Consider the following 21,814-nt stretch of genomic DNA (forward strand, 5'->3'; position numbering starts at 1 on the left):
GTTTTCGAAAACGATGCAAAATTAGCGATAAGGGTTGGGATTTGCCAATGGGCAACGCAACAGAAAGCCGTCCGGAGATTTAGATATTCTCAAAATATTCAAACCCGTCGATGATGTCCAAAAAGACGCCGTCATACCCCGCGTGAAGGATTTTGGTGAGGTAGCTGTCACTTTGGCCAAAAAGGATGGCCTTCCATTCGCTATGCCAATACCAGACCTTGTAATTGCCTTTCCATGCCGAATTTTCCTTGCGGAGCCATTCGGGATTGCCGTATTTCCAGTCGGGATTCCAATAGTAGCGGTATTCTTCGGCCTCGCCGATGCTCATGTAGCAGATCACCAAACGGCGACCGCCATTGGCTTTGTCGCGCAGGGATTCGACCTCGGCTTGGGTGAATTCTGATCCGTCATTGAAAAACAGGTCCATCAACAACAGGTCATAATTGGTGGCTCTGACCGCATCGATATAGGCTTGGCGCGTCGCAAATTGTGCGGGATTGATCAGATAAAGATAGTTCTGGATTTGAGCGAGTTGGAGAATCGTATCCGCATTGACATGGTGCGGCTGTCCGGGATAAGCCGCGATCGCATCCAAGTCGCGGCGGTCTGCGGCATATCCGATGTAGCCTTTGGCGTCATTCTGCGCATAGCTGTCATCGACATTGGAGGGACTGCTGCAATAGTCGGTGACCAGGATCGGCAGGCCGGCAGCCTTTCCCTTGTCTAAAAATTCCTCGACGTACAGGCGGTCGGGTTCCGGCGTGGCTTGATCGTCTTTGTTGTAGCCATAGTGCAGATCTTCCCGGCTGATGCCGCTGATCGCAGCAACATAATTCGTTGCCAAGGGCCCACTTGCATCCTCCGTCGTCGACAGCAACTCCTGTCCATTTTGGGGAATGACAATGAAGTCTGCGTCCCGCTGACGGGCATTCACCGAAATTTCAGTCACCAACGCGCGCATTTCTGCCCGAAAGTCAATTCCAACGGGTGCTTTGTCCTTTTTGCAGGCTGCAAAAAACGATAACAAAACAGCCCAAACTGCCCAGTGGAATACTTTCATGCCTTCACGACCCTCGATTTGACCACAATTTCGATCCGTCAAGGCACCAATCCAAATGTCGCCGCATAGCCGGCAAAAATTCCCATTCCCGGGGTCATGTTGCTGTGGATCAACACCGGTTCCGAAAACGGATTGAAGCCTGTCGTAGTGTAAGCAGTAAGCGTTTTCGTGTACAAAAAATAGGATTCGGAGACCGTCGACAGCCCGAAAATCAGCACGGAAGCAGTCGCGTGTTCATCGCTTTGCATCTGCACTTTGATCGTGCGGGTATTCCCGTCAAACGTTGCGTCGTCAAACAAAACGCCATTCGAATTGATGTCATAAGAAAGGATCGGATCTTGCACCAACACGTATGCCGGACCAAAATAGACCATCGTATCCCCGAATTCAATGATGGTATCCAAGCGGTAGATATTGAGGATGTAGAAATTCTTTTCGCCGGGCCGGTCCGTGATTTTGAAGCTGAATTCGCCAGAATGACCGTCGTATTGGTTGTAGGAAACGGAATCGCGCCAAGCCATGTCAAAGGCGGTCGTGGGTGCCGGCACGACATCGGTTCCGGTAACATCTGCAAAGCCTGGCGCGGAGGCGCGCAGCGTATAGGAGCGCCCAGCCACAGGATGCGTTCCCAACACGGCTTTGTACACATCATCGACCTCGTGGCGCAGGGTGTCAATGACATTTCCGCCTTCCAAAATCAGAATGGTGGCGTTGGTGACCGCCGCGGGTGGCGTGGAAACCTGGATGCCTTGACTTTTGGTGACGCTTGCGGCCCAAGTGCTGTCGGGCGTAAATGTGCTGTTGACCACCAACACCGGATCTTGGTCCGGCAGGTCAATCTCGATGATTTGTTCGCAGCGGGCAAACCAAAGCGATAGGGCAAAAAGCAGGGCGATATTTTTAGCGAATGATTTCATAAAGCTCAGAATTTGAAGCGGTAAGCAACGGATGGAATGATCGGGAAAAGGCTCACCTGCTTGAGCACGCGCAATCCCGTGCGCGGGTCGTTGTCAAAGTACAGGAAGTAGGGATTGCGACGGCTGTAGGTGTTGTACACGGAAAATGACCAGGTGCGCGTGAACCTTTTCAGCTCCTTGTTGAGGTTGAGGCTCAGGTCGAGGCGGTGGTAAGGATTCAAGCGATAGCCATTCCGCGAAGAGATATAATCCACGGTTGTCGGATACCCGAGTTGGCTCAGTTGATTCATCGCATTGCCTTGGTAACTCGCCACGGGAAGCGTGGTCGCATTCCCCGTGCCAAAGACCCAAACCAGGCCGACGTCCACCTTTTTGTTGAATTCGTGCGCAATCACCAAGGAGGCGTCATGCCGCCGGTCATATTTGTAGGGGTAAACATTGCCGTGGTTCAATTCCTCGAATTTGCGCTTGTTCCAGCTCAAGGTATAGCCGATCCATCCCGTCGTCTTCCCGAATTTCTTTTGCAGGAAAAATTCGGAGCCGTAGGCCCAGCCGTTTCCTTGGACGACTTTGGTTTGCCAATCGCTGCTTTCCGTGAAAAATGCCGCTCCTTCTTTGTATTCGACGAGGCCGGTCATGTATTTGTAGTAGCCTTCGACGCTGAATTCCAGGCCTTGATCCTTGAATGTGCGGGCGATGCCGACGGCACCTTGGTAAGCGGTCTGTGGCGTAATGGTTTTGGTACTCGGCACCCAAAGATCGGTTGGCAAGCCGACGCTCGCATTGGTGAGCAGGTGCACATATTGGTACATGGTCGAGAAGGAGGCCTTGGCTGCCCAGTTTTCGTCGATCATCAAGCGGTAACTGAGGCGCGGTTGCAGTGAACGGTAAAATTCGCCATCGACCAAAAACCCGGAGGCATGAAGGCCCAAATTCATCTTTTGGCGGCTGCCGATCTTAAAATCGTCTTCGATATAAACCCCGAATTCATTGGCATTGATCGGCGTTGCGCCCAGGACCGTGTCGATGTTGAATCCGCCCGATTCAATCACCAAATTGCTCACGCCCGGGGTGTATCTGTGGTTGATGCCGTAGCCGCCAAAACGCACAAAATGGTTGGGTGATGGATACCAATCAAAATCCGCCTTGCCATTCCAATCCCGGATGCCGGAATCGTAGCCCAATGCAAAGCGGTTGGTGATGGTTTGGCCATTCGCAGTTTCTGAATCGGATTGGTCAGCGCCGACTCTGAAACGGAAGGTGCTGTAGGTCGCGGCAAAATTGGCGAATAGCTTGTCGTTGAAGAGGTGGTTCCAGCGCAAGGCTGCAATTTTGTTGCCCCATCCCAGATCGAATTTCGTTTGGGAAGCATATTCGATTCCGTTGAAATTCTCGGTTTGCTTGTCCGAGAGGTAGGCTTTGTCGTTGCCGCCATAGAAGCTGGCATAGAGGCGATTTTTGTCGTTGAAGCGGTGATTGACCTTGGCAACGGCATCGTAGAAGTAGTAGCCGGCGCGGGTGTTGCCGCCGGAGGATGCCGCGATCAGTGGTTGCGCCAACAGGTCAATGTAGGTGCGGCGCGCGGAGACCATCAGCGAAGTTTTGTCCTTCCAAATCGGCCCTTCGATGGTGAGCTTGGATGCGACAATGCCTACGCTGCCTTCGCCATGCCACTTTTTCATGTTGCCGTCCTTGAGGCTGATGTCAATCACAGAACTCAAGCGACCGCCATACCGGGCTGGAAATCCGCCTTTGATCAGGCTCACGTTGCTGATCGCATCCGCCGGAAACACCGAGAAAAATCCGAACAGGTGGGAAACATTGTAAACCGGAACGCCGTCGAGCAAAATGAGATTTTGGTCAGGACCGCCACCGCGCACATAAAATCCTGTACTGCCTTCGTTGCCCGATTGCACGCCGGGAAGCAATTGCAGGGCTTTGATCACGTCCACCTCGCCCATGAGCGCCGGGATTTTTTTGATCATTTCCACCGGCACATCGATTTGGCTCATCTGCGAATTTTCAGCGATGTCCTTTTCGCCAGTGATTTGAACGTCGTCCAATTGCACGCCCTCGGGCTCGAGGGCTACCGTGATTGTGGTATCGCCTTTGAGGCTGAACCCGGTCGTAAACGTTTTGTAGCCGACATAGGAGCAGGAAAGCGCAACGTCACCACCTTCCGTGGTAATGCTGTAAAATCCGTAGGCGTTTGTGATCGCGCCTTCTTTCCGTTGCGGGTCAAAAACACGGGCGCTGATGAGCTTTTCGCCGGATTGGGCATCAGTCACGAAGCCGCTAATTGTAAATTTCTGGGCGTTGCTGCTGAACCACAACAGGCAAAACAATACCAAAAGAGAGATTTTTTTCATGCAGGAGATCGATCAATCAAGCAATTGAGGGCAAAGTTGGGCAAGCCGATTCGGCCAAGTTAGGTCAAAATTTTGACCAAGGTCTTCCGGGGGTTCTTTCTTTTTCACCGGTTATTTGATGAGATTACCGGTCAAATGGTTGCACAAGAGATAATTTTCTGGTTGATCGTCGGTTGGATCGCCGTTGCGGTGGGGACATTCGTGGCCCTGCAATTCGTGGCTGCGCCTTATGGCCGGCACGTCAAACCGGGTTGGGGGCCCACGGTTTCCAATCGGCTGGGATGGCTCCTGATGGAAATGCCGGGGTTGATCTTGGTGCCGTTACTTTTTTTTCTGGGCAATGGCGAAAAATCGATCGTGCATTACGTTTTGGTCGGCTGCTATGTCGCGCATTACATCCACCGTGATCTGATTTACCCGTTTCGCACGAAAACCCAAGGCAAACGCATGCCGATCGCGATCATGTCTTCGGCGATTTTCTTCAACTTGGTCAATGGCGGCATTCTCGGCGGATGGCTGGGCAACTATGCGACTTATCCTGAAAATTGGTTCCTGTCACCGCAGTTTCTGATCGGTGCCGTCCTGTTTTTGGTGGGGGCCGTGATCAATTTGCATTCGGATACGGTATTGTTGCGCTTGCGCAAGCCTGGCGAAACAGGTTACAAGATTCCCAAGGGCGGCATGTTCAGGTTTGTGAGTTGCCCGAATCTCTTGGGAGAAGTCGTCGAATGGATCGGATTCGGGCTGATGGGCTGGAACATCGCGACCTTGAGCTTCGCCGTCTGGACGGCTGCCAATGTTTTGCCACGAGCGATCGACCATCATCGCTGGTACTTGGACAAATTTCCCGATTATCCCAAGGAGCGGAAGGCAGTTGTGCCGTTTTTGTGGTAGGATAATTATGGACGCAGTTGCCTGCCCAAATGCGATTTTTCTGCAAATTCGAGGATGATTCACCGTTTGCCTGAGCCTGATTACGAACGTTTGGAATTTAAACCCAATTACGTTTTGCGGTTCGTATTGGCTTGGTTGGTGATCGCCGTTGGCATTTATTGGATGCTCGACAAGCAACTGGTTTATTCGGTGATGGATGTGCTTGGGCTTCACAAAAGTGTGAGTTTGCGCATTGCCTACGCCTTCATGCCTTGGTATTTTCTCGGAGCAGCCTATTCGCTCAAGGGCAAATACCTACAGTTTGACCGACAAACTGGCGAAATTCAGACCACTTGGGGCATTTCGGGTATTATTGCGCCGTGGAAAAGGGCGGGCAGCTTTGCCGTAGACGGGCAAATTTTGTTTGAATACTGCGAATTAGACCTTCGGCCATTGTGTGTGGTTTCCTATCGTTCGACTGACCAAGATGTTTGGCAACCCTTGCATGTCTATAACGGTTGGGACGATGCCCATTCCGCGGCAGAAATCATCCGGAAATGGGAGCCGCGGCTCCAGGTCGAGGAATTTCAGGAGCAGACGATGGCTGCAAAACTGAAGGATCTGAAGCCTTTGGTGAGTTGATGGATGATTTGATTAGAGTCCAAGTTATTTTGTTTAATCAATTGAATAATAATGAACTATGGATTTATTGTTCATTTTGGTCGGGTAATGTTTCTGCAAAGTAGGTTTGGGCAATTTGCGCCACCGCCGCAACTTTGAGCAAACAATTCACAAAACATTTCACCAAAATGAAAAAACAAATTTTGCACAAGCTGCTATTGTTTCTGCTGTTCAACATTCTGATCTGCGCGACTGTGCCTGCGCAAGCCCTTCAGATTGTCTCTACGTCTTCCACCCCGGCCTGCGGCGCGGATGGGAGCGCTACCGTCAATGTTATTGGCGGCACCCCACCTTATACGTACTACTGGCTCGGCCCCAACGGGATGCAAACGACCCCCACCAATACACTTACTGGTGTAGGCGGTGGGGATTATCGCGCAATTGTAGAAGATGCTGCTGCGGGATGGGTTGCACAATGGATTACGATTCCACGTCCATTTCTCCCGGTCCTCACAACTACGGATGATGTCTGCAACGGCGGCATCGGAGCTGCAACTGTGAACGTAACGGGTGGAAATCCGCCGTTTTCCTATCTCTGGAGCAATGGGCAATCTACCAGCGCGATTACAGGGCTATCCGCAGGTGTTTATGAAGTGACGATCACCGATGATGTTACGGGCTGTTACATCTCCCCGCAGATGGACTCGTCGTTATATGCCGTCATACAGAATACTTCACCGGTGCAGCTGACGACAAGTTCTGTGGGAACTACCTGCGCAAATGGACAGGCGAGCGTTGTCGCGACGGGAGGTACTGCCCCGTACAGCTACTTCTGGAGTACAACTCCGCCGCAGTACACCGCCATAGCTTCCGGACTCAATTCTGGCTCGTATCAAGTGACCGTTACCGATGCCGTGGGCTGTACAGCAACACGTTGGGCATGGGTTAGTCAATTGCCAAACGGGATCACGGCCGCTGTCGGAGGTACGGATGAAACCTGCCTTCAGGCGAATGGGTCTGCATTTGTGACCGTGAGTGGCGGAGTGCCACCTTATGCCTATCAATGGAGCAACGGTACGGTTGCACCCGCGATTACCAATCTGAGTTATGGCAACTATTCCGTCACGATTACGGACGCCTTCGGCTGCACCAAAATTGCTCAACGACATGTTGCGCGTACCGAACCACTGACCTTGACGCTTACCGAAACCGTGCCCAATTGCAACAATACCGGCGGTGCCATGTCCGTTGCCGTGACGGGCGGTACTTCTCCCTACAGCTACCTCTGGAACAATGGGCAAACGACAAATTCGATTTCCAACCTTTCCGCTGGCTACCACGGACTCCGGGTGCAAGATGCAAATGGCTGCGAGGACTATTCCTATGAGGACTTGGAACTTCCCCAGAATTGCTACGGCCTGGTAACGGGTAACATTTACGGAGACATGAATGCCAACTGCACGAACGATCTTGGCGATCTGCCTTTTGGTGGAACTGTCGTCGAAGTTGGTTCGAGCTGGGTTCCGACCAATTATCAAGGCTATTACGAAGAATATGTTCTTCCCGGAAGTGTCACCATTGAGCAGACCGTGGTTCCCGAGTATTTCGCAGTAGCCTGTCCCGTAGCACCCGGCACCATCACCCTGCCAAATGTGGCTGCCGGAACAACGTATGCAGGAAATGATTTCTACGATCAAGCGACGAGTATAACCTCCGATTTGAGGGTACAGTTCTGGAGCGGTCCAGCGCGTCCAACAGCGCCCCAATTGGTCACCATCGGGTATCAAAATGCAGGTTCTACTGCCTTGAATGCCACCGTGAGTTTTGTCCATGATCCGCTTATGACGCTCTTGAATGGCGGTTCCAATCTCACGAATTACAATCCTGGCACAAGGACGCTCACCTACAATATCGGGGTTTTGCATCCACATCAAGCTGGTTATTTGCAAGCGTCATTTTCCATCCCGACGAATGCCGTTTTTGGGACGCCTTGGTCGCATACGGTTGAGATTTTGCCGTCTGCGAATGATGTTTTTCCATCAGACAACAGTTATACCGCCGGCGCAACCGTCATTGCAGCCTACGATCCCAACCGCAAAACGGTCGTGCCCGAGGGCCAACTTCAACCCGATGTCGATTCCCTGCTCACCTACACCATCGAATTTCAAAACACCGGCAATGATACTGCCTTCACGGTCAGGCTGATGGACACACTTGATGCCGATTTGGATCCACTTTCCATCGAAGTCCTCGGCGCAAGCCATCCCTTCACATGGGACATCGACGCCCCAGGCTTTCTTGAATTCAGATTCGACCACATCATGCTGCCCGATAGCCATATCAACGAACCGGCAAGCCATGGTTGGCTCATGTACCGCATCAAGCTCAAGGACAACCTTCCCCTGGGAACGCAGATCACCAACACTGCTTCGATCTACTTTGACTACAATGCGCCGGTGGTCACCAATACGACGCTGAACACATTTGACCTTGTAGCCATCGACGGTCCAACTGAGTTGGAGCGCAACTTCAGCCTTTACCCCAATCCGGCGCATCAGCAGGTGAATGTCCAGTTGGATGCAACTTGGTCAGGTAAAACTGAGGTCCGGCTTTTGGACCTCAATGGCCGTGGCTTGCGGTCATTCCAACTCGGCCCGTCCCAACACCATTTCGCATTGGATGTTTCCGACCTCCCAGCCGGAATGTACCTTGTGGAATGTATCAACGCTAAGTGTCGGGAGGTTCAGAAACTCATCGTACAGTAATTCCTTTTCATCTTTTTCAGCGCCAAAAAGGTCACTCCATTGGGGTGGCCTTTTTAGTTGTCGGAATCACCATTCCCCCCTCCCAAAGCAGGAGCATCAGCATCAAAACCAAGTAGGGCGCCAGAAATCGGGGGCGGTACGAGATATAAACCAGATGAAAGACAATCGGAATCGCTGTGAGCATGCCCATCACCAGCAATTCCCAAGTCGTTCTGCGGCGGATCCAAAGTACCAATCCGGCGACCAAAACAAGCCACCAAAGCCACCAAACCACAGGCATGTACACATTGCCAAATTCAAGGCTGCGCCAGATTTTGGGGATTTCATTGGCATGGTCGGCGAGGTTGTAGCCGTAGTTGACCGCCATGAGGCTGTCGATATAGTCATATTCCGCTTGCGGATGGTAATAATGCAGGCCGGGCGTGAAGCGGTAGTCGATGTAATTGAGTGAATGGACAAAGTGGAAATTGTCGGTAACAAATTGTTTTTCGGCTTCCCAAAAATGGCGATCCATGATCTGCTTGGCGACGATCCCAAACAGGCTGTCGCAACTGTTGATGCCTTCGTGCGCTGCGTAACCGCGTCGTTCCCAGTCTGCAACGCAGTCCTTGTACCCCAGATAGGTCAATTCCCGACGCAGTTCGCGGTGAGCGACAAATTTTCCGTTTTGAAAGAGGTAAGGATGCACCCATCGGGCAAATTCGGGATTGCCGGCTTCGGTGCTGTCATACAAGGCCGAAGAGAAGTCCCAGCGCACCCGCCCTTCGACCGTGTAGATATCGCCTTCGTTGATCGTTCGCTGTCCCACAAAGACAAACATATAGCAGGCTGCAAACGGCAACAATGTAAGCATCAGTCCACGTAAGCGCGCCTTGAGCGGGAAGCCCGCACGCACAAGCATGAGCGCGAGCAACGGCATGTGGATCATCGCGCTCAACTTTGCCATAAAGCATAGCCCCATGGCAAGTCCCAAGAAAAGGGCGTCTTGCCAGCGTCCATAGCGCATCCACAAGATCAGCATCGCCACGGTGAGCAGCGCAAAGCTGGTAAAAAAGCTCTCCGCCAGCATGGAATGGTTGTAAAACATGGTCAGCGGCTCAAGCGCCGCCAACAAGCATGCGATCACCAACAGCCATTGCCGGCCATGAAACAACACTGTTGCCAAAAAGCTTGCCGACAGCGCAAAAAACAGGCTTTGGAGCCCCACGATGAACCAGACATCGGGCCAGATTTTTGTGCAAACCGCGATGTAAATATTCAACAAAGGGTTGTGATAAATGTCCCAACTCAGCCCGCCACGAATGAAAGAATTGGTATCGATCTCGTACAAGGGGGTGCCCAATGCGAGCATCGTCCATTGGATGGTCGCGATCAAAACGACGCCAATCCAAAAGAATTTATCCCGAAAAATTGTTGCGATGCGTTGCACGACGGAAAATTAAGCATTCTCTACGAGCAATTCTGCCTGGAATCTTACGCGATGGCGGATGCCGCTTGTTGCGATCAGATTCATGAAATTCACCATTTTATCTGGGATTGAGCAGGTTGGTTGTCCATTTTCTATTGCCAGTTGGGTCAAATTTTCATGAAAAGGGTTGTAATTCTAATGGAAAGAATGTAAGATTGTGCCAATTGTTGATTGATAATTGGCAGTGCGCGCTATTGTTCTCTAGCTATTTAGGAAAGGTTCCACTTTTTCTACCTCTTGGAATCTTAACCATTTTTCAAGATAGCTCCACTGCCAGAATAAAATCCGGGGAATGGTTGACTGCCATTTTCCGGTTTTTTCTTTTGCGGAAATGGGTCGTTACAGGTTTGCCTTTGCGTGGATCAGGCCCAAGTCATCGCATTGAGGATGTAATCGGTTACATTCACTGGCCGAACGGCGTCCTGTTTCGGCAGTTCCTGCATTAATTTTGCGATGGCGAATCCCCGAATGAAAGCAAATTCTGAGAGGTGATCTGCCAACGAAAAGCAAATGAAAACGAAAAAGAAACTTGTAGTGCTCACCGGCGCGGGCATCAGCGCTGAAAGTGGAATCGCGACCTTTCGCGGAAGCAACGGCCTCTGGGAAGGCCACGACGTGACCCAGGTTGCCTCTCCGCAAGGCTGGCAAAAGGACCGCGAGCTTGTCCTCGAATTTTACAATCAACGGCGCAGGCAGATGGTGAAATGCCATCCCAATGCCGGGCACAAAGCCTTGGCGGACCTCGAGCAGTATTTCGACGTGCAAATCATCACGCAAAACATCGACGATCTCCATGAGCGGGCCGGTTCGACCAAAATCCTGCACTTGCACGGGGAGATTCTCTATGCCCGCAGCACCCTCGATCCCAAGCTGTTGTATCTCTTGGAAGGCGGCAAGGACATCGTGGTCGGCGACAAATGCGAACGTGGCTCGCAACTGCGCCCGCACATTGTTTGGTTTGGCGAGGATGTGACAGAGTTTCAAAACGCTGTTTACCTTTCGAGGGAAGCAGATGTGTTTTTGGTGGTCGGCACCTCGCTCGTGGTTTATCCGGCGAATACCTTGGTGACCTATGCGCCCAAAAACGCACCGGTTTTCATCGTGGATCCCAACAAACCCGACATGGTTTCCGGCTCCAAGTACCGGTTTATCGAGGAACCCGCCACCACGGGCATGGCCAAAATCATGCAGGAGCTCATCGCGCTTTCTGAATAAACCTCCCGCTTTGTAGAATTTTGACATCCCCGTTTCGGGGAAATAGTGCCATGCGTGACCCCTCAAAGTCGCGCATGGCTGTTTTATGGCCCTATTTTTGCCTAATTTTCCAGCAAAATCCACCGTCAATGCCTCGAATCAAGGTTCTTGTCTTTTCGTTGATCCTTCTGCTTTCAGCCAATGCAATGTTTGCGCAGTTGGATCAATTGATGCCTGTCCCCAAAGTCGTCAAGCCGGGCACAGGGAAATTTCGCGTCACCGCCAAGTTCGTGGCAAGTATTCGAGAGAAGACTCCCACCCGTGCGGACGATGGTGTACGGCGGTTTTTGCAACGTCTCGACGGACGCACCGGCCTCAATATTCCTGATTTTCCCAACACCATTTCCTTTCCGGTCGATGGTTTGAATGTCCTGATCGACCACCCCGGGGAACTCAAACTCCATGAGGATGAGTCCTATATATTGGTAATTACCCCTTCACGTATGATGCTCGAGGCGGTGACCGATATCGGCGCACTCCGGGGAATGGAAACTGTACTGCAATTGCTCAGTGTGGATGGCGAAGGCTTTTATTTTCCCGCTTGCCGCATCGAAGATGCGCCGCGATTCCCCTGGCGCGGACTGCTCATCGACGTTTGCCGCCATTGGCAGCCGATGGATGTGATCAAACGCAACCTTGACGGCATGGCCGCAATGAAGCTCAACGTCTTTCATTGGCACCTCAGCGAAGACCAAGGCTTCCGCATCGAAAGCAAAAAGTTCCCCCGGCTCCATCAAATGGGCTCCAACGGCGATTATTTTACCCAAGAGCAAGTCAAAGAAGTGATCGCCTACGCTGATGCCCGTGGCATTCGAGTGGTACCCGAATTTGACATTCCCGGTCATAGCACTGCTTGGTTTGTCGGCCATCCCGAGCTCGCAAGTGCGCCGGGACCTTACGCGATCGAGAAAAAATTCGGGGTATTTGACCCCGCCATGAACCCCGCCAATGAAACCACCTACAAATTCCTGGACGAATTCCTGACCGAAATGTGCGCCCTGTTTCCCGACGAATATTTCCATATCGGCGGTGACGAAAACGAAGGCAAGCAATGGGAGAAAAATGCGGAGGTCAATCAACTTAAAAAGGACAAAGGCTTGGCCGACAACCATGCCGTTCAAGCCTATTTCAACCAGCGTCTGCTTGAAATCCTGACGGAAAACCGCAAGCGCATGGTTGGCTGGGACGAAATTTTGCAACCTTCGATGCCGACCAACATCGTGATCCAAAGCTGGCGCGGCAAGGAAGCTCTGATCAAGGCAGCGAATGCAGGCTATGACGTGATGCTCAGCAGCGGTTACTACATCGACCTTTGTCAGTCGGCGAGTTTCCACTACGGGCACGATCCATTGCCGGCCGATGTGGTGTTGGATGCCAAAGCAAAAGCCCATGTTTTGGGCGGCGAGGCGACGATGTGGGCCGAATTGGTTTCCCCGGAGACGATTGATTCACGGATTTGGCCGCGTACTTGCGCGATTGCCGAGCGGCTTTGGTCACCTGCGGAAGTCAAGGACGTCGCCGATATGTACCGCCGGCTCGCGAAGGTGAGCTTGAATCTCGAGGAATTGGGACTCACGCACTTGCGTTACGCCGAGGTGCTCATGCGCCGTGCCTTGGCTGGCGAGACAACGGGTCCGCTGCGGACATTGTGCGCGGTCATTGGCCCGTTGCAGGGGTACAAACGGCATGGCCAAGGAATTGCCTATTCGACGGAAACGCCCTTGACCCGCCTTCCTGACATGTGTGTGCCCGATCCGGAATTGCCGCGGGAGTTTGGACGCGCCGTCGATGAATTCCTCGCCAAATCAGACCCGATTCAGGGAATGGTCGTGAAAAATTGGCTCGATGTCTTCCGCAACAACCACAAGGAGCTCGAAAATCAGGCAGCCAACGCGCCTGCCATCCGGCCGATGTTGCCGATCTCGCAGCAATTGCAAGACCTGAGCACGGTGGGAATCGGTCTGCTCGACATGCTCGAAAAGGGCCAATCCGATGCCGCACGCAAGGATCAATACCGCCTCACGATCGAAAAAGCCCGCACACCCGTCCAAGAATGCGAAATTCAAATCGTGGATGCTGTGGCGAAGATTTGGGACAAGGGGAAATGAATGAGAAATGAGAATAGGATAAGGTAGCACATCAGGAAGTGTTGACGTAGTTAGCAGCCTTGAAAGTCATGAGTAATCGGCGGTTTCATGGACGTTTTCAGTTTGCAACAAGCAGGCAATTAATTTCTAATTTCTAATTTTTCATTTCTAATTATGCCCTCCCAATTTACAATAGAAGCAGTAGTTGACAGTCTGGATGCCGCCTTGGCGGCTGAAGCAGCAGGTGCAGACCGCCTTGAGTTATGCAGCGGCTTGGATTTGGGCGGACTTACGCCCGGGGGCGGGCTGCTTGCGAGCGTGTGTTTGGCCGTGCAAATTCCTGTGCATGTGCTCCTGCGCACACGAGGGGGCGATTTTTTGTGCACCGATGCCGAATTTGAAACGCTGTTGATCGAAGCAGAAGCAGCGCGGGAGATGGGAGCCGCGGGCATCGTAGCGGGCATCTTGCTGCCCCATGGGCGGATTGACGTTGCGCGGATGCGCCTGTTGGTGCAAACGGCAGCGCCGATGCCGGTGACCTTTCACCGGGCCTTTGACCGCGTGACGGATCGTGAATCCGGCTTGGCGGATTTGTTGCAGACGGGTTGCAACCGATTGCTGGCAAGCGGTTTGGCGGGTTCGGCGCAGGAGGGCGCGGAGAATTTGGCATGGTTGCAAAAGCAAGCCGGGGACCGGTTGATCGTGATGCCCGGAGGCGGTGTCACCGCCGACAATGTCCGCGGTATTGCTGAAATTACCGGCGCAGTCGAGTTTCACCTCTCTGCCATTCGTCAGGAACCGAGCAAAATGACCTTCCATCCGACCTGGCAATCCAACGAACAAACCAAGACCTGGGTACCTGCCCCTGAAAAGGTGGCTGCACTCAAGGCAGTTTTGACCGAATATTTCACTGAAAAAAGATAGAAAATGGCTGAATTGAGCGACAAAGTGTACGAAGAAATTGAGACTCTCTGCGAAAAGGCCGATGCCTTGGCAGATGGCGGCGAATATGCAGATGCGATCCGCAAATACTGGGAGGCTTATGACTTGATCCCCGAACCAAAGGCCGATTGGGAAGCTTCCTTGTGGGTGTTGGGCGCCATTGCCGATGCCAATTTCATGGGCGGCGATTTCGCTGCAGGCCGCGACAACCTCGCCAATGCCATGCATTTGCCCGACGCCATCGGCAACCCCTTTCTCCATCTCCGTCTGGGACAATGCCAATGGGAACTGGGCGACCTCGACCGCGCCGCCGATGAACTGACCCGCGCCTATGGATTGGCCGGCGAAGAGATCTTCGAAGGGGAGGACAAAAAGTACTTTGAGTTTTTGAAGACGCGGATTGAGATGAGTTGAAGCCAGTTCGCTAGAACGGCATGTAAGAAAACTTCAGCTTTATCGTTTTAGATTGCAAAAAACTCGCTATCTTCGATGAAGTCGAATTTGCTGAATGGCACAAAACGAAACATCACGCGATTACAGGGGCGCATTTGCATTGCTCACCTTGCTATTTTTCATGTGGGGGTTCATCACGGTCACAAATGACGTGTTGGTGACCACCTTTCGTGGCATTTTCCAGCTTAGCGCATTGGAATCGAGCTTGGTGCAGTTTTCCTTTTTTGGCGCATTTTTCGTGATTTCGATCATCTACTACATCGTTTCGCTGACGATGGGTGACCCGATCAACCGCATTGGGTACAAAACGGGGATGGTGATTGGCTTGCTCGGTTGCGGACTTGGCTGTGCCTTGTTTTATCCGGCAGCGCAAATGGCCTCCTACGGGTTTTTCCTTTTTGCGCTGTTTGTCCTTGCTGCGGGTGTGACCATGCTCCAAATTGCTGCAAATCCCTACGCTGCGATCATGGGTAGCCCTGAATCCGCCTCGGGACGTTTGAATTTTGCCCAAGGCTTCAATTCGTTGGGTACCACGGTCGGGCCGCTGGTCGCCGCGATTCTGATTTTCAAGGTGTTTTCGACCGGGGACAAGAGTCCGACGGCCGTCGCCTCCGCTTATTTGATTTATTCGGCCTTGTTTGTGATTTGCGCTGCTTTTGTGGCGTTTTCCGCGATGCCGCCCTTCAAAAATGAAGAAAAAGCCGAAAAAGGCCTCGGCGTTTTGCGTTTTCCCTACCTCGTTCTCGGCGTGATTGCGATTTTTGTCTATGTGGGCGCCGAAGTGTCCACCGGGACCTTTCTCATTGATTTTCTGCGCGATCCGAATGTCCTCGGGATGACCAAGGAGCAAGCCACCGGAATGTTGCCTTTTTTCTGGGGAGGATTGATGATCGGCAGGTTGTTGGGGGCCATTTCGCTGAGTACAACTTTGGAAACGGTCAAAAAGGCGGTCTACATGGCCGTGGTTGCTGCGGCATGTTTTTTCTTCATCTACTTCGTCACCGGCATCAAAACAGAAGGCGGCGTTTTCTCCTACCAAACACTTCCCTTGACCGAATTGGGTATCTATTTGTTGCTTTTGCTGGTCACCTACGTCGGATTGCTGGCGGGTCGGGATGCGCCTGCACGCACGTTGGGAATCTTTTCGCTGGTGAATATCGTCTTGCTGATGGTCGGGGCATTCGGCAGCGGTCATCTCGCAGCTTGGTGTGTGATCGGCGCCGGATTGTTCAACTCGATCATGTGGAGCAATATTTTCTCCTTGTCCATTGCGGATTTGGGCAAATACACGAGTCAAGGCAGTTCGTTGTTGGTGATGGCGATCGTCGGGGGTGCCTTGGTACCTCCATTGCAGGCAACCTTGGCCGACAGTTTTGGCAGTTTTCAACTTTCTTATGTCGTTCCAGCGGCATGTTATCTGTACCTTGCATTTTATGGCTGGATCGGGGCTGGAATCGGACGAAAGAGAATTCAAGCGCAGGCTTATGAAAGATAAAATCGTAATCGGGGCTGATATCGGGGGGACCAATACCACGTTGGGATTGGTCAATGGACGTGGCGAAATCCTGTCGGAGATGCGGTTTTCAACGCGTTCGTTTGAAAAGCCACAAGGGTTGGTGCAGGCACTTTCCGATGAGATCCGCTGTCGCATCGACGATATGGGCGGCAATGGCGATTTGTGTGGCGTCGGTTTGGGTGCTCCGAATGGGAATTTTTATTCGGGGATGGTCGAAGAAGCCCCCAATTTGCGCTGGAAAGGCAATGTGGACCTGCGTACGATGTTCAGCGAAGCCTTGAACGTACCTTGCGTCCTTACCAATGACGCCAACGCGGCCGCGATCGGCGAAATGATCTATGGTGGCGCAATCGGCATGAAAAACTTTGTGGTGATCACCATCGGCACAGGTTTGGGCAGTGGCATCGTCGTCAATGGCGAATTGCTCTATGGGCATTCCGGATTTGCCGGCGAAATGGGGCATACGATCGCTGTACGGGACGGGCGCTTGTGCACTTGCGGGCGGCGCGGCTGCTTGGAGGCGTATGTGAGTGCGCGTGGCATCCGGCAGACGACGGTGGAGATTCTCACCGGCCGCAAATATCCCAGCGAATTGCGCCAACTTTCGGCAGAAAAACTAAGTCCAAAAAATGTGGCCCAAGCTGCGATGGAAGGCGATCCGATTGCGCAGGAAATTTTTGAATTCACTGGCGAATTGCTCGGACGGCACTTGGCGGATGCCGTGGCCTTGCTGAGTCCGGAGGCGATTTTTTTCTACGGCGGCGTCTCCGGCGCAGGGGATGTATTGCTCGCCCCGACAAGGCGTGCCTTGGAAGAAAACGTATTGGGCGTCTTCAAGGGACGCACCCAATTGCTGCCTTCGGCCCTTCAGGGCAGGTCGGCTGCAATTTTAGGCGCTGCGGCGCTGGCTTGGAAAACGTTTTGTGTGCCGGTTGGGGGGAATTGAGGGGGGATTTTCCATCGCCAGCCTATTCTACCATTGATAAATGTCCTGACGTGCATGGACCTCCATGGTTTCTATGGATTCATCGGCTGACCAGACATCCAATCGCTCAATTTGCAAGCTGTCGCTCCATTGATAGCGGGCATAAGCGAAAGCTCTCCCATCCTCGCAAGCATCCTCCAAGTGAACCATCGCCCTCAAAAGGCCATTGCGGTTGTAGAAAAGGTAGTCGTGAAAATTGGTGTACAGCGATGCGTGGCACATTTCGCCATGCACTGCCAACAAGCATAGCGGACTTTTGCGGATGATGCGCAAGCTGCGAAAGCTGACTTGTGGCCATGCAGGCGTATGGCGCGGATTTTCCAGGAATGCTGAGTCCGAAGGATGCAATAGGGATGGTCTCTCGAGGGGGAATTCCTCCGCTGTCAAACCCATTGCGCCAGGAGCAAAAGGGGATTCTGCCCGCCAAGTTTGGCTTGTTTGGTAACCCTGCTCTTGCTGCCAATTGCCTTTGGACCAGTGCTCCACTGCCATTTCAATGTCTTGCAAGGCTTGCGCGTCAAGTTCGAGGCCAAGTTTCTCCTTGAGCAATGCTGGATTTTGCGCCAACAATGGATAGGGCGCCATTGTCCTCATCGCGCTGTCTCCAACCCATTCGCGTTTTGAATCGGGAAGAATTTGCATTTTCCCTGGATACAGTTCGCGTTGGCCTGCACTCAATTGTTGGATCCAAACTTGATGTTGTTTGGGGGAATTGCAGGCAATGACGGCGTTGGCGGCCATCGCTGATATCCATAGGATGCGTTTTGTGTTCAATTTGAAACTTTGTGCTTACCCTTATGAATGTCAAGTTAGCTGATAATTAGCCACCGAAACAAAATTGACTTTTCCTTATCTTCGATACCATGAAAGTTGCAGATAGCTTTTTGTCGCTCAAGCTTGAGACCTTGCAGATGCTGATGGCCGTAGAAGATCCAGCCAAATTGCAGCGCGTGCGCGCCGTGTTGGAGGAATCTGAGCCGACGCCACAGCATCTATTGGACCTGATCCAACGTCGTCAGGAAGAGGCGAGGTTAGAGGTCGGTACGCCGATCGAGGAGTTCTTGGAAGAAATCAAACACTTGTAAGGTTCGGGGTCCTCGTCACTTTGGTCTGGATCGATTGCCTTATTCAACCCCAACAACCAACTTGCCATTCCCCTCAAATCCGGCATCTTTGTAGTTATGCCAAAATCCACTTTCGCCATTTCTTGGGTGCTGCTGCTTTTCGCATCGGCTTTGTTGCTCAATGCCTGCAAGGAGACAACGCCGATTTCCGAAAATCCCATTGATTTGGTCAACCCTTTCATCGGCACGGGCGGACATGGCCATACCTATCCGGGTGCGACGGTGCCGTTTGGGATGGTGCAATTGAGTCCGGATACACGTCGGGATGGTTGGGATGGCTGCTCCGGGTACCATGCTTCCGACAGCTTGATTCTTGGATTTTCGCATACACATTTAAGTGGTACGGGGGTAAGTGACTATGCAGATATCCAGTTGTTTCCAGTTTCGCGCCGGTTGAGCTACGAAGACAAGCTTGAGAAGCAGGGCAAGGAATTGCCGGCTGACATGTACGCTTTCAGAAAGACGAATGAAAGCGCTGGACCGGGCTGGTACACGGTGCAAAATGTGCAGGACAGCGCCAAAGTAGAATTGACAGCGACACCTCATTGCGGATTCCACAGCTACACTTTCGGTAAAGGATGCGACAAAAGCCAAATGGTCCTCGATTTGGGCTACCGCGATGTGACGGTAGCAAACGGAATGCGAATCGTGAATGACTCTGTCGTCGAAGGGTATCGCTTTTCGTCGGGCTGGGCGAAGGATCAGAAATTGTTTTTTGTCATGGCGTTTAATCAGCCATTTCGTTGTGGGGGGCCTTGGAAGGATGAATTTCCGCAAGATTCCATGGTTTCAAACCTGCAAAAGGTCAATTTTGATCTTTGTAGTAGAGGAAGTGTGCTCATCAAAGTTGGCCTCAGCGCCGTGAGCATCGAAGGTGCCCGCAAAAACCTCGAAGCCGAGATTCCCGGCTGGGACTTCGAAGGAACCAAACAAAAAGCCATTGATAGCTGGAAACAGCAATTGGGCAAAATCGACATCGAAGGCGGCACTCGGGAGCAGCAACGCATTTTTTATACGGCGCTTTACCACACGAGCATCGTCCCGAACCTCTTCAGCGATGTCGATGGCCAATACCGAGGAATGGATGGCAAAATTCATTCGGCGAAGGATCCGCAATACACCGTTTTTTCGCTTTGGGACACCTATCGCGCCGCGCATCCGCTGTACACCTTGATCGAGCAGAAGCGCACGGGGGAGTTCATTCGCAGCTTTTTGCGGATGTACCAAGACGGTGGTCGGTTGCCGGTTTGGGAGCTCGCCGGGAATGAAACCGAATGCATGATCGGCTACCACAGCGTTTCGGTAATTGCGGATGCGTACATGAAGGGCCTGCGGGATTTTGATGCCGAATTGGCTTTGAAGGCGATGGTGCACAGCGCGGACATGGACCATTTCGGACTCGAATTTTACAAGCGTCAGGGCCATATCGGGGCAGGTGACGAGGCCGAAAGCGTTTCCAAAACCTTGGAATATGCCTATGATGATTGGTGCATCGCCGAAATGGCCAAGGCCATGGGGCATGATTCGATTGCTGTGATTTTTTACAAACGGGCGCAGTATTACAAAAACCTATTCGACCCCAAGACGGGCTTTTTCCGGGCCAAGATGAATGGTTGCTGGCAGGAGCCGTTTGATCCGCGGGAGGTCAATTTCAACTTCACCGAGGCCAATGCCTGGCAATACAGCTTGGCCGTGCCGCAAGACATCGAAGGCCTGATCACCTTGATGGGCGGCAAGGACAAACTTGAAGCCCACCTTGACAAGCTTTTCACGGCCGAAAAAGCCACGACGGGCCGCGAGCAGGCCGACATCACGGGTCTCATCGGACAGTATGCGCATGGCAACGAACCGAGCCACCACATGGCGTGGTTATACAATTTCACCGATTCGCCGTGGAAAGCCCAGGAACGCATTCGCCAGATTCTCAACGAAATGTACCACGACCAACCCGACGGCCTCAGTGGCAACGAAGACTGCGGGCAAATGAGTGCCTGGTATGTCATGAGCGCGATGGGGCTGTATGCCGTGACACCGGGAGTTCCTGAATACCATGTTATTGCCCCGATTTTCCCGCGGGTGGTCATCCATCTGGAAAATGGAAAACAGTTTGAGATTCTTGCGCCCGGAACGGACAAAGGCAAGCCTTTTCCGCAATCTGCGAAGCTCAACGGCAAGCGACTTGAAGGCCTCGTGATCGACCACAAAACGATCATGGAGGGTGGCAAACTGGAATTTGAAATGGGGGAGGCGCCGATACCGGACCGAACCGCGATCTGCTTTGCAGGTGGCCATCCACGTCGCCCCACGAGCGAAATCTATGGTCCACAAATCGCGCCGGTGCCGTTTTTTGTGACGCGTTCGCAGACGTTCACGGACACGCTGAGCGTGCGCATCGCAAGTGTAAGTGCGGAGCCGGGCGCGACCATCCGCTACACGCAAGACGGGAGCCTGCCCACACAGGCATCGCCCGCTTACGCAAGACCCTTCGAAATCAAGGAAAATACAATTCTGCAAGCGATTTGCGTTGACAAAAGTGGCAACGTCAGTCCTGTTGCCCGCGCCGAATTCTTCAAAATCGACCCGAACCGCAAGCTTCAGCTGCTTTCCAAATATGAAAACCAATACGCCGCTGGCGGCGACAATGCCCTGATTGATGGCCTTCGCGGTCCGTTGAATTTCCGCACTGGCCGTTGGCAGGGTTATCAGCATGACATGGAGGTGGTGGTGGACCTTGGCAAGCCGACAAAGGTCAGCACCGTCAAAGTGGGATTCTTGCAAGACATCAATTCCTGGATTTGGATGCCCAGGGAAGTGCAGTTTGCCTTTTCCGACGATGGGAAGAACTTTGGTAGCATCAAGGTTGTACGCAACACGATGGTGGCGGACACTTCAGATGGGGCTATTCGAACTGAATTTGTCATGAAAACAGGTCAGATGCCGCTCAGGTACGTTAAGATCAAAGCCGTGAATTACGGTAAATGTCCTGCTTGGCACCTCGGAGCGGGCGGCAATGCCTGGATCTTTGCGGATGAGATCGTCGTAGAATAATCGGGAATTTGGAAGTCTGACGAACTGGTGCCGCGTTTGTCTAACTGTCTTGCAACCGTCACTTTTGGAATATTTTTCCTCGGTGATTTCGAGTTTCAAACGCCATTCCCATCAACAGGGTGACGATTTTGTTGAACAATTGCAGGTGCGGGGTTCACTGGATGATCTTTATTGCTCTAAGGTTATTTTAAGTTCGGAGTTTTATTTCCGTAGCTTCGTGCCATGAGAATTCCTACGATTCTTTCTTTTGCTTACTTTCTAAATAATAAGCCGCTTCTCGACAAACCTGTCGTCTCAAGATATGCTTGAAGTTAAAATTGGCCCCCAAAAAC

General features: G+C 52.3%; 16 protein-coding genes. 11 read left to right on the forward strand and 5 right to left on the reverse strand.

Features of this window, described 5'->3' with window-relative positions; translation table 11 throughout:
- Positions 1-79: 79 nt before the first annotated feature.
- The 3 genes from IPN95_07580 to IPN95_07590 are packed head-to-tail and all read right to left on the reverse strand — an operon-like array spanning position 80 to position 4,346.
- Positions 80-1,060 carry an endo alpha-1,4 polygalactosaminidase gene (locus IPN95_07580; GenBank protein MBK9449265.1) on the reverse strand — a complete coding sequence of 327 codons (981 nt, stop codon included), beginning with the start codon at positions 1,058-1,060 and terminating at the stop codon, positions 80-82.
- Positions 1,061-1,098: 38 nt separating this feature from the next.
- The gene (locus tag IPN95_07585; protein ID MBK9449266.1) at positions 1,099-1,977 is read right to left on the reverse strand and encodes a DUF4249 domain-containing protein; all 879 of its coding nucleotides are present in this window, start codon (positions 1,975-1,977) and stop codon (positions 1,099-1,101) included.
- Between the two features lie 5 nt (positions 1,978-1,982).
- Positions 1,983-4,346, reverse strand: a complete 2,364-nt coding sequence (locus IPN95_07590; GenBank protein ID MBK9449267.1) for a TonB-dependent receptor plug domain-containing protein — start codon at positions 4,344-4,346, stop codon at positions 1,983-1,985.
- 135 nt (positions 4,347-4,481) lie between these two features.
- On the opposite strand from IPN95_07590, the gene IPN95_07595 reads away from it, so the two are divergent.
- The 3 genes from IPN95_07595 (at position 4,482) to IPN95_07605 (ending at position 8,605) form a co-directional block, all read left to right on the forward strand.
- The gene (locus IPN95_07595; GenBank protein MBK9449268.1) at positions 4,482-5,240 is read left to right on the forward strand and encodes a DUF1295 domain-containing protein; all 759 of its coding nucleotides are present in this window, start codon (positions 4,482-4,484) and stop codon (positions 5,238-5,240) included.
- 54 nt (positions 5,241-5,294) lie between these two features.
- On the forward strand, positions 5,295-5,861 hold the full coding sequence (locus IPN95_07600) for a hypothetical protein (GenBank protein ID MBK9449269.1): 567 nt from the start codon (positions 5,295-5,297) through the stop codon (positions 5,859-5,861).
- 167 nt (positions 5,862-6,028) lie between these two features.
- The gene (locus IPN95_07605) at positions 6,029-8,605 is read left to right on the forward strand and encodes a T9SS type A sorting domain-containing protein (protein MBK9449270.1); all 2,577 of its coding nucleotides are present in this window, start codon (positions 6,029-6,031) and stop codon (positions 8,603-8,605) included.
- A 31-nt stretch (positions 8,606-8,636) separates the two neighbouring features.
- On the opposite strand, the gene IPN95_07610 is transcribed toward IPN95_07605, so the two are convergent.
- Positions 8,637-10,034 carry a hypothetical protein gene (locus IPN95_07610; protein ID MBK9449271.1) on the reverse strand — a complete coding sequence of 466 codons (1,398 nt, stop codon included), beginning with the start codon at positions 10,032-10,034 and terminating at the stop codon, positions 8,637-8,639.
- Between the two features lie 549 nt (positions 10,035-10,583).
- Between IPN95_07610 and IPN95_07615 the strand changes: the two genes are divergently transcribed.
- From IPN95_07615 to IPN95_07640, 6 genes are all read left to right on the forward strand, one after another.
- The gene (locus tag IPN95_07615; protein MBK9449272.1) at positions 10,584-11,288 is read left to right on the forward strand and encodes an NAD-dependent deacylase; all 705 of its coding nucleotides are present in this window, start codon (positions 10,584-10,586) and stop codon (positions 11,286-11,288) included.
- A 128-nt stretch (positions 11,289-11,416) separates the two neighbouring features.
- The gene (locus IPN95_07620; GenBank protein MBK9449273.1) at positions 11,417-13,435 is read left to right on the forward strand and encodes a family 20 glycosylhydrolase; all 2,019 of its coding nucleotides are present in this window, start codon (positions 11,417-11,419) and stop codon (positions 13,433-13,435) included.
- Between the two features lie 153 nt (positions 13,436-13,588).
- Positions 13,589-14,338, forward strand: coding sequence for a copper homeostasis protein CutC (locus tag IPN95_07625; protein MBK9449274.1), 750 nt, complete (start codon positions 13,589-13,591; stop codon positions 14,336-14,338).
- Between the two features lie 3 nt (positions 14,339-14,341).
- A complete protein-coding gene (locus tag IPN95_07630) occupies positions 14,342-14,770 on the forward strand; it encodes a hypothetical protein (protein ID MBK9449275.1) in 429 nt (142 codons plus the stop codon).
- Positions 14,771-14,864: 94 nt separating this feature from the next.
- The gene (locus tag IPN95_07635) at positions 14,865-16,304 is read left to right on the forward strand and encodes a sugar MFS transporter (GenBank protein MBK9449276.1); all 1,440 of its coding nucleotides are present in this window, start codon (positions 14,865-14,867) and stop codon (positions 16,302-16,304) included.
- Positions 16,294-17,271, forward strand: a complete 978-nt coding sequence (locus IPN95_07640; protein MBK9449277.1) for an ROK family protein — start codon at positions 16,294-16,296, stop codon at positions 17,269-17,271. The genes IPN95_07635 and IPN95_07640 overlap by 11 nt, the downstream gene beginning before the upstream one ends.
- A 27-nt stretch (positions 17,272-17,298) precedes the next feature.
- On the opposite strand, the gene IPN95_07645 is transcribed toward IPN95_07640, so the two are convergent.
- Complete coding sequence (locus tag IPN95_07645) at positions 17,299-18,051, reverse strand: hypothetical protein (GenBank protein MBK9449278.1); 753 nt, start codon at positions 18,049-18,051, stop codon at positions 17,299-17,301.
- A gap of 122 nt (positions 18,052-18,173) precedes the next feature.
- Here IPN95_07645 and IPN95_07650 point away from each other — a divergent pair, with 122 nt between their 5' ends.
- Both IPN95_07650 and IPN95_07655 read left to right on the forward strand, forming a co-directional pair.
- Positions 18,174-18,395 (forward strand): hypothetical protein, encoded by a 222-nt coding sequence (locus IPN95_07650; protein MBK9449279.1) that lies wholly within the window; start codon positions 18,174-18,176, stop codon positions 18,393-18,395.
- A gap of 96 nt (positions 18,396-18,491) precedes the next feature.
- Positions 18,492-21,482, forward strand: coding sequence for a GH92 family glycosyl hydrolase (locus tag IPN95_07655; protein ID MBK9449280.1), 2,991 nt, complete (start codon positions 18,492-18,494; stop codon positions 21,480-21,482).
- Positions 21,483-21,814: the final 332 nt, after the last annotated feature.

Source organism: Bacteroidota bacterium (genome assembly GCA_016718825.1).
GTDB lineage: Bacteria > Bacteroidota > Bacteroidia > J057 > JADKCL01 > JADKCL01.

Coding starts and splice junctions, on each gene's coding strand:
- IPN95_07580 (MBK9449265.1), bottom strand. CDS start 1,060: ATGAAAGTATTCCACTGGGCAGTTTGGGCTGTTTTGTTATCGTTTTTT.
- IPN95_07585 (MBK9449266.1), bottom strand. CDS start 1,977: ATGAAATCATTCGCTAAAAATATCGCCCTGCTTTTTGCCCTATCGCTT.
- IPN95_07590 (MBK9449267.1), bottom strand. CDS start 4,346: ATGAAAAAAATCTCTCTTTTGGTATTGTTTTGCCTGTTGTGGTTCAGC.
- IPN95_07595 (MBK9449268.1), top strand. CDS start 4,482: ATGGTTGCACAAGAGATAATTTTCTGGTTGATCGTCGGTTGGATCGCC.
- IPN95_07600 (MBK9449269.1), top strand. CDS start 5,295: ATGATTCACCGTTTGCCTGAGCCTGATTACGAACGTTTGGAATTTAAA.
- IPN95_07605 (MBK9449270.1), top strand. CDS start 6,029: ATGAAAAAACAAATTTTGCACAAGCTGCTATTGTTTCTGCTGTTCAAC.
- IPN95_07615 (MBK9449272.1), top strand. CDS start 10,584: ATGAAAACGAAAAAGAAACTTGTAGTGCTCACCGGCGCGGGCATCAGC.
- IPN95_07620 (MBK9449273.1), top strand. CDS start 11,417: ATGCCTCGAATCAAGGTTCTTGTCTTTTCGTTGATCCTTCTGCTTTCA.
- IPN95_07625 (MBK9449274.1), top strand. CDS start 13,589: ATGCCCTCCCAATTTACAATAGAAGCAGTAGTTGACAGTCTGGATGCC.
- IPN95_07630 (MBK9449275.1), top strand. CDS start 14,342: ATGGCTGAATTGAGCGACAAAGTGTACGAAGAAATTGAGACTCTCTGC.
- IPN95_07635 (MBK9449276.1), top strand. CDS start 14,865: ATGGCACAAAACGAAACATCACGCGATTACAGGGGCGCATTTGCATTG.
- IPN95_07640 (MBK9449277.1), top strand. CDS start 16,294: ATGAAAGATAAAATCGTAATCGGGGCTGATATCGGGGGGACCAATACC.
- IPN95_07645 (MBK9449278.1), bottom strand. CDS start 18,051: ATGGCCGCCAACGCCGTCATTGCCTGCAATTCCCCCAAACAACATCAA.
- IPN95_07650 (MBK9449279.1), top strand. CDS start 18,174: ATGAAAGTTGCAGATAGCTTTTTGTCGCTCAAGCTTGAGACCTTGCAG.
- IPN95_07655 (MBK9449280.1), top strand. CDS start 18,492: ATGCCAAAATCCACTTTCGCCATTTCTTGGGTGCTGCTGCTTTTCGCA.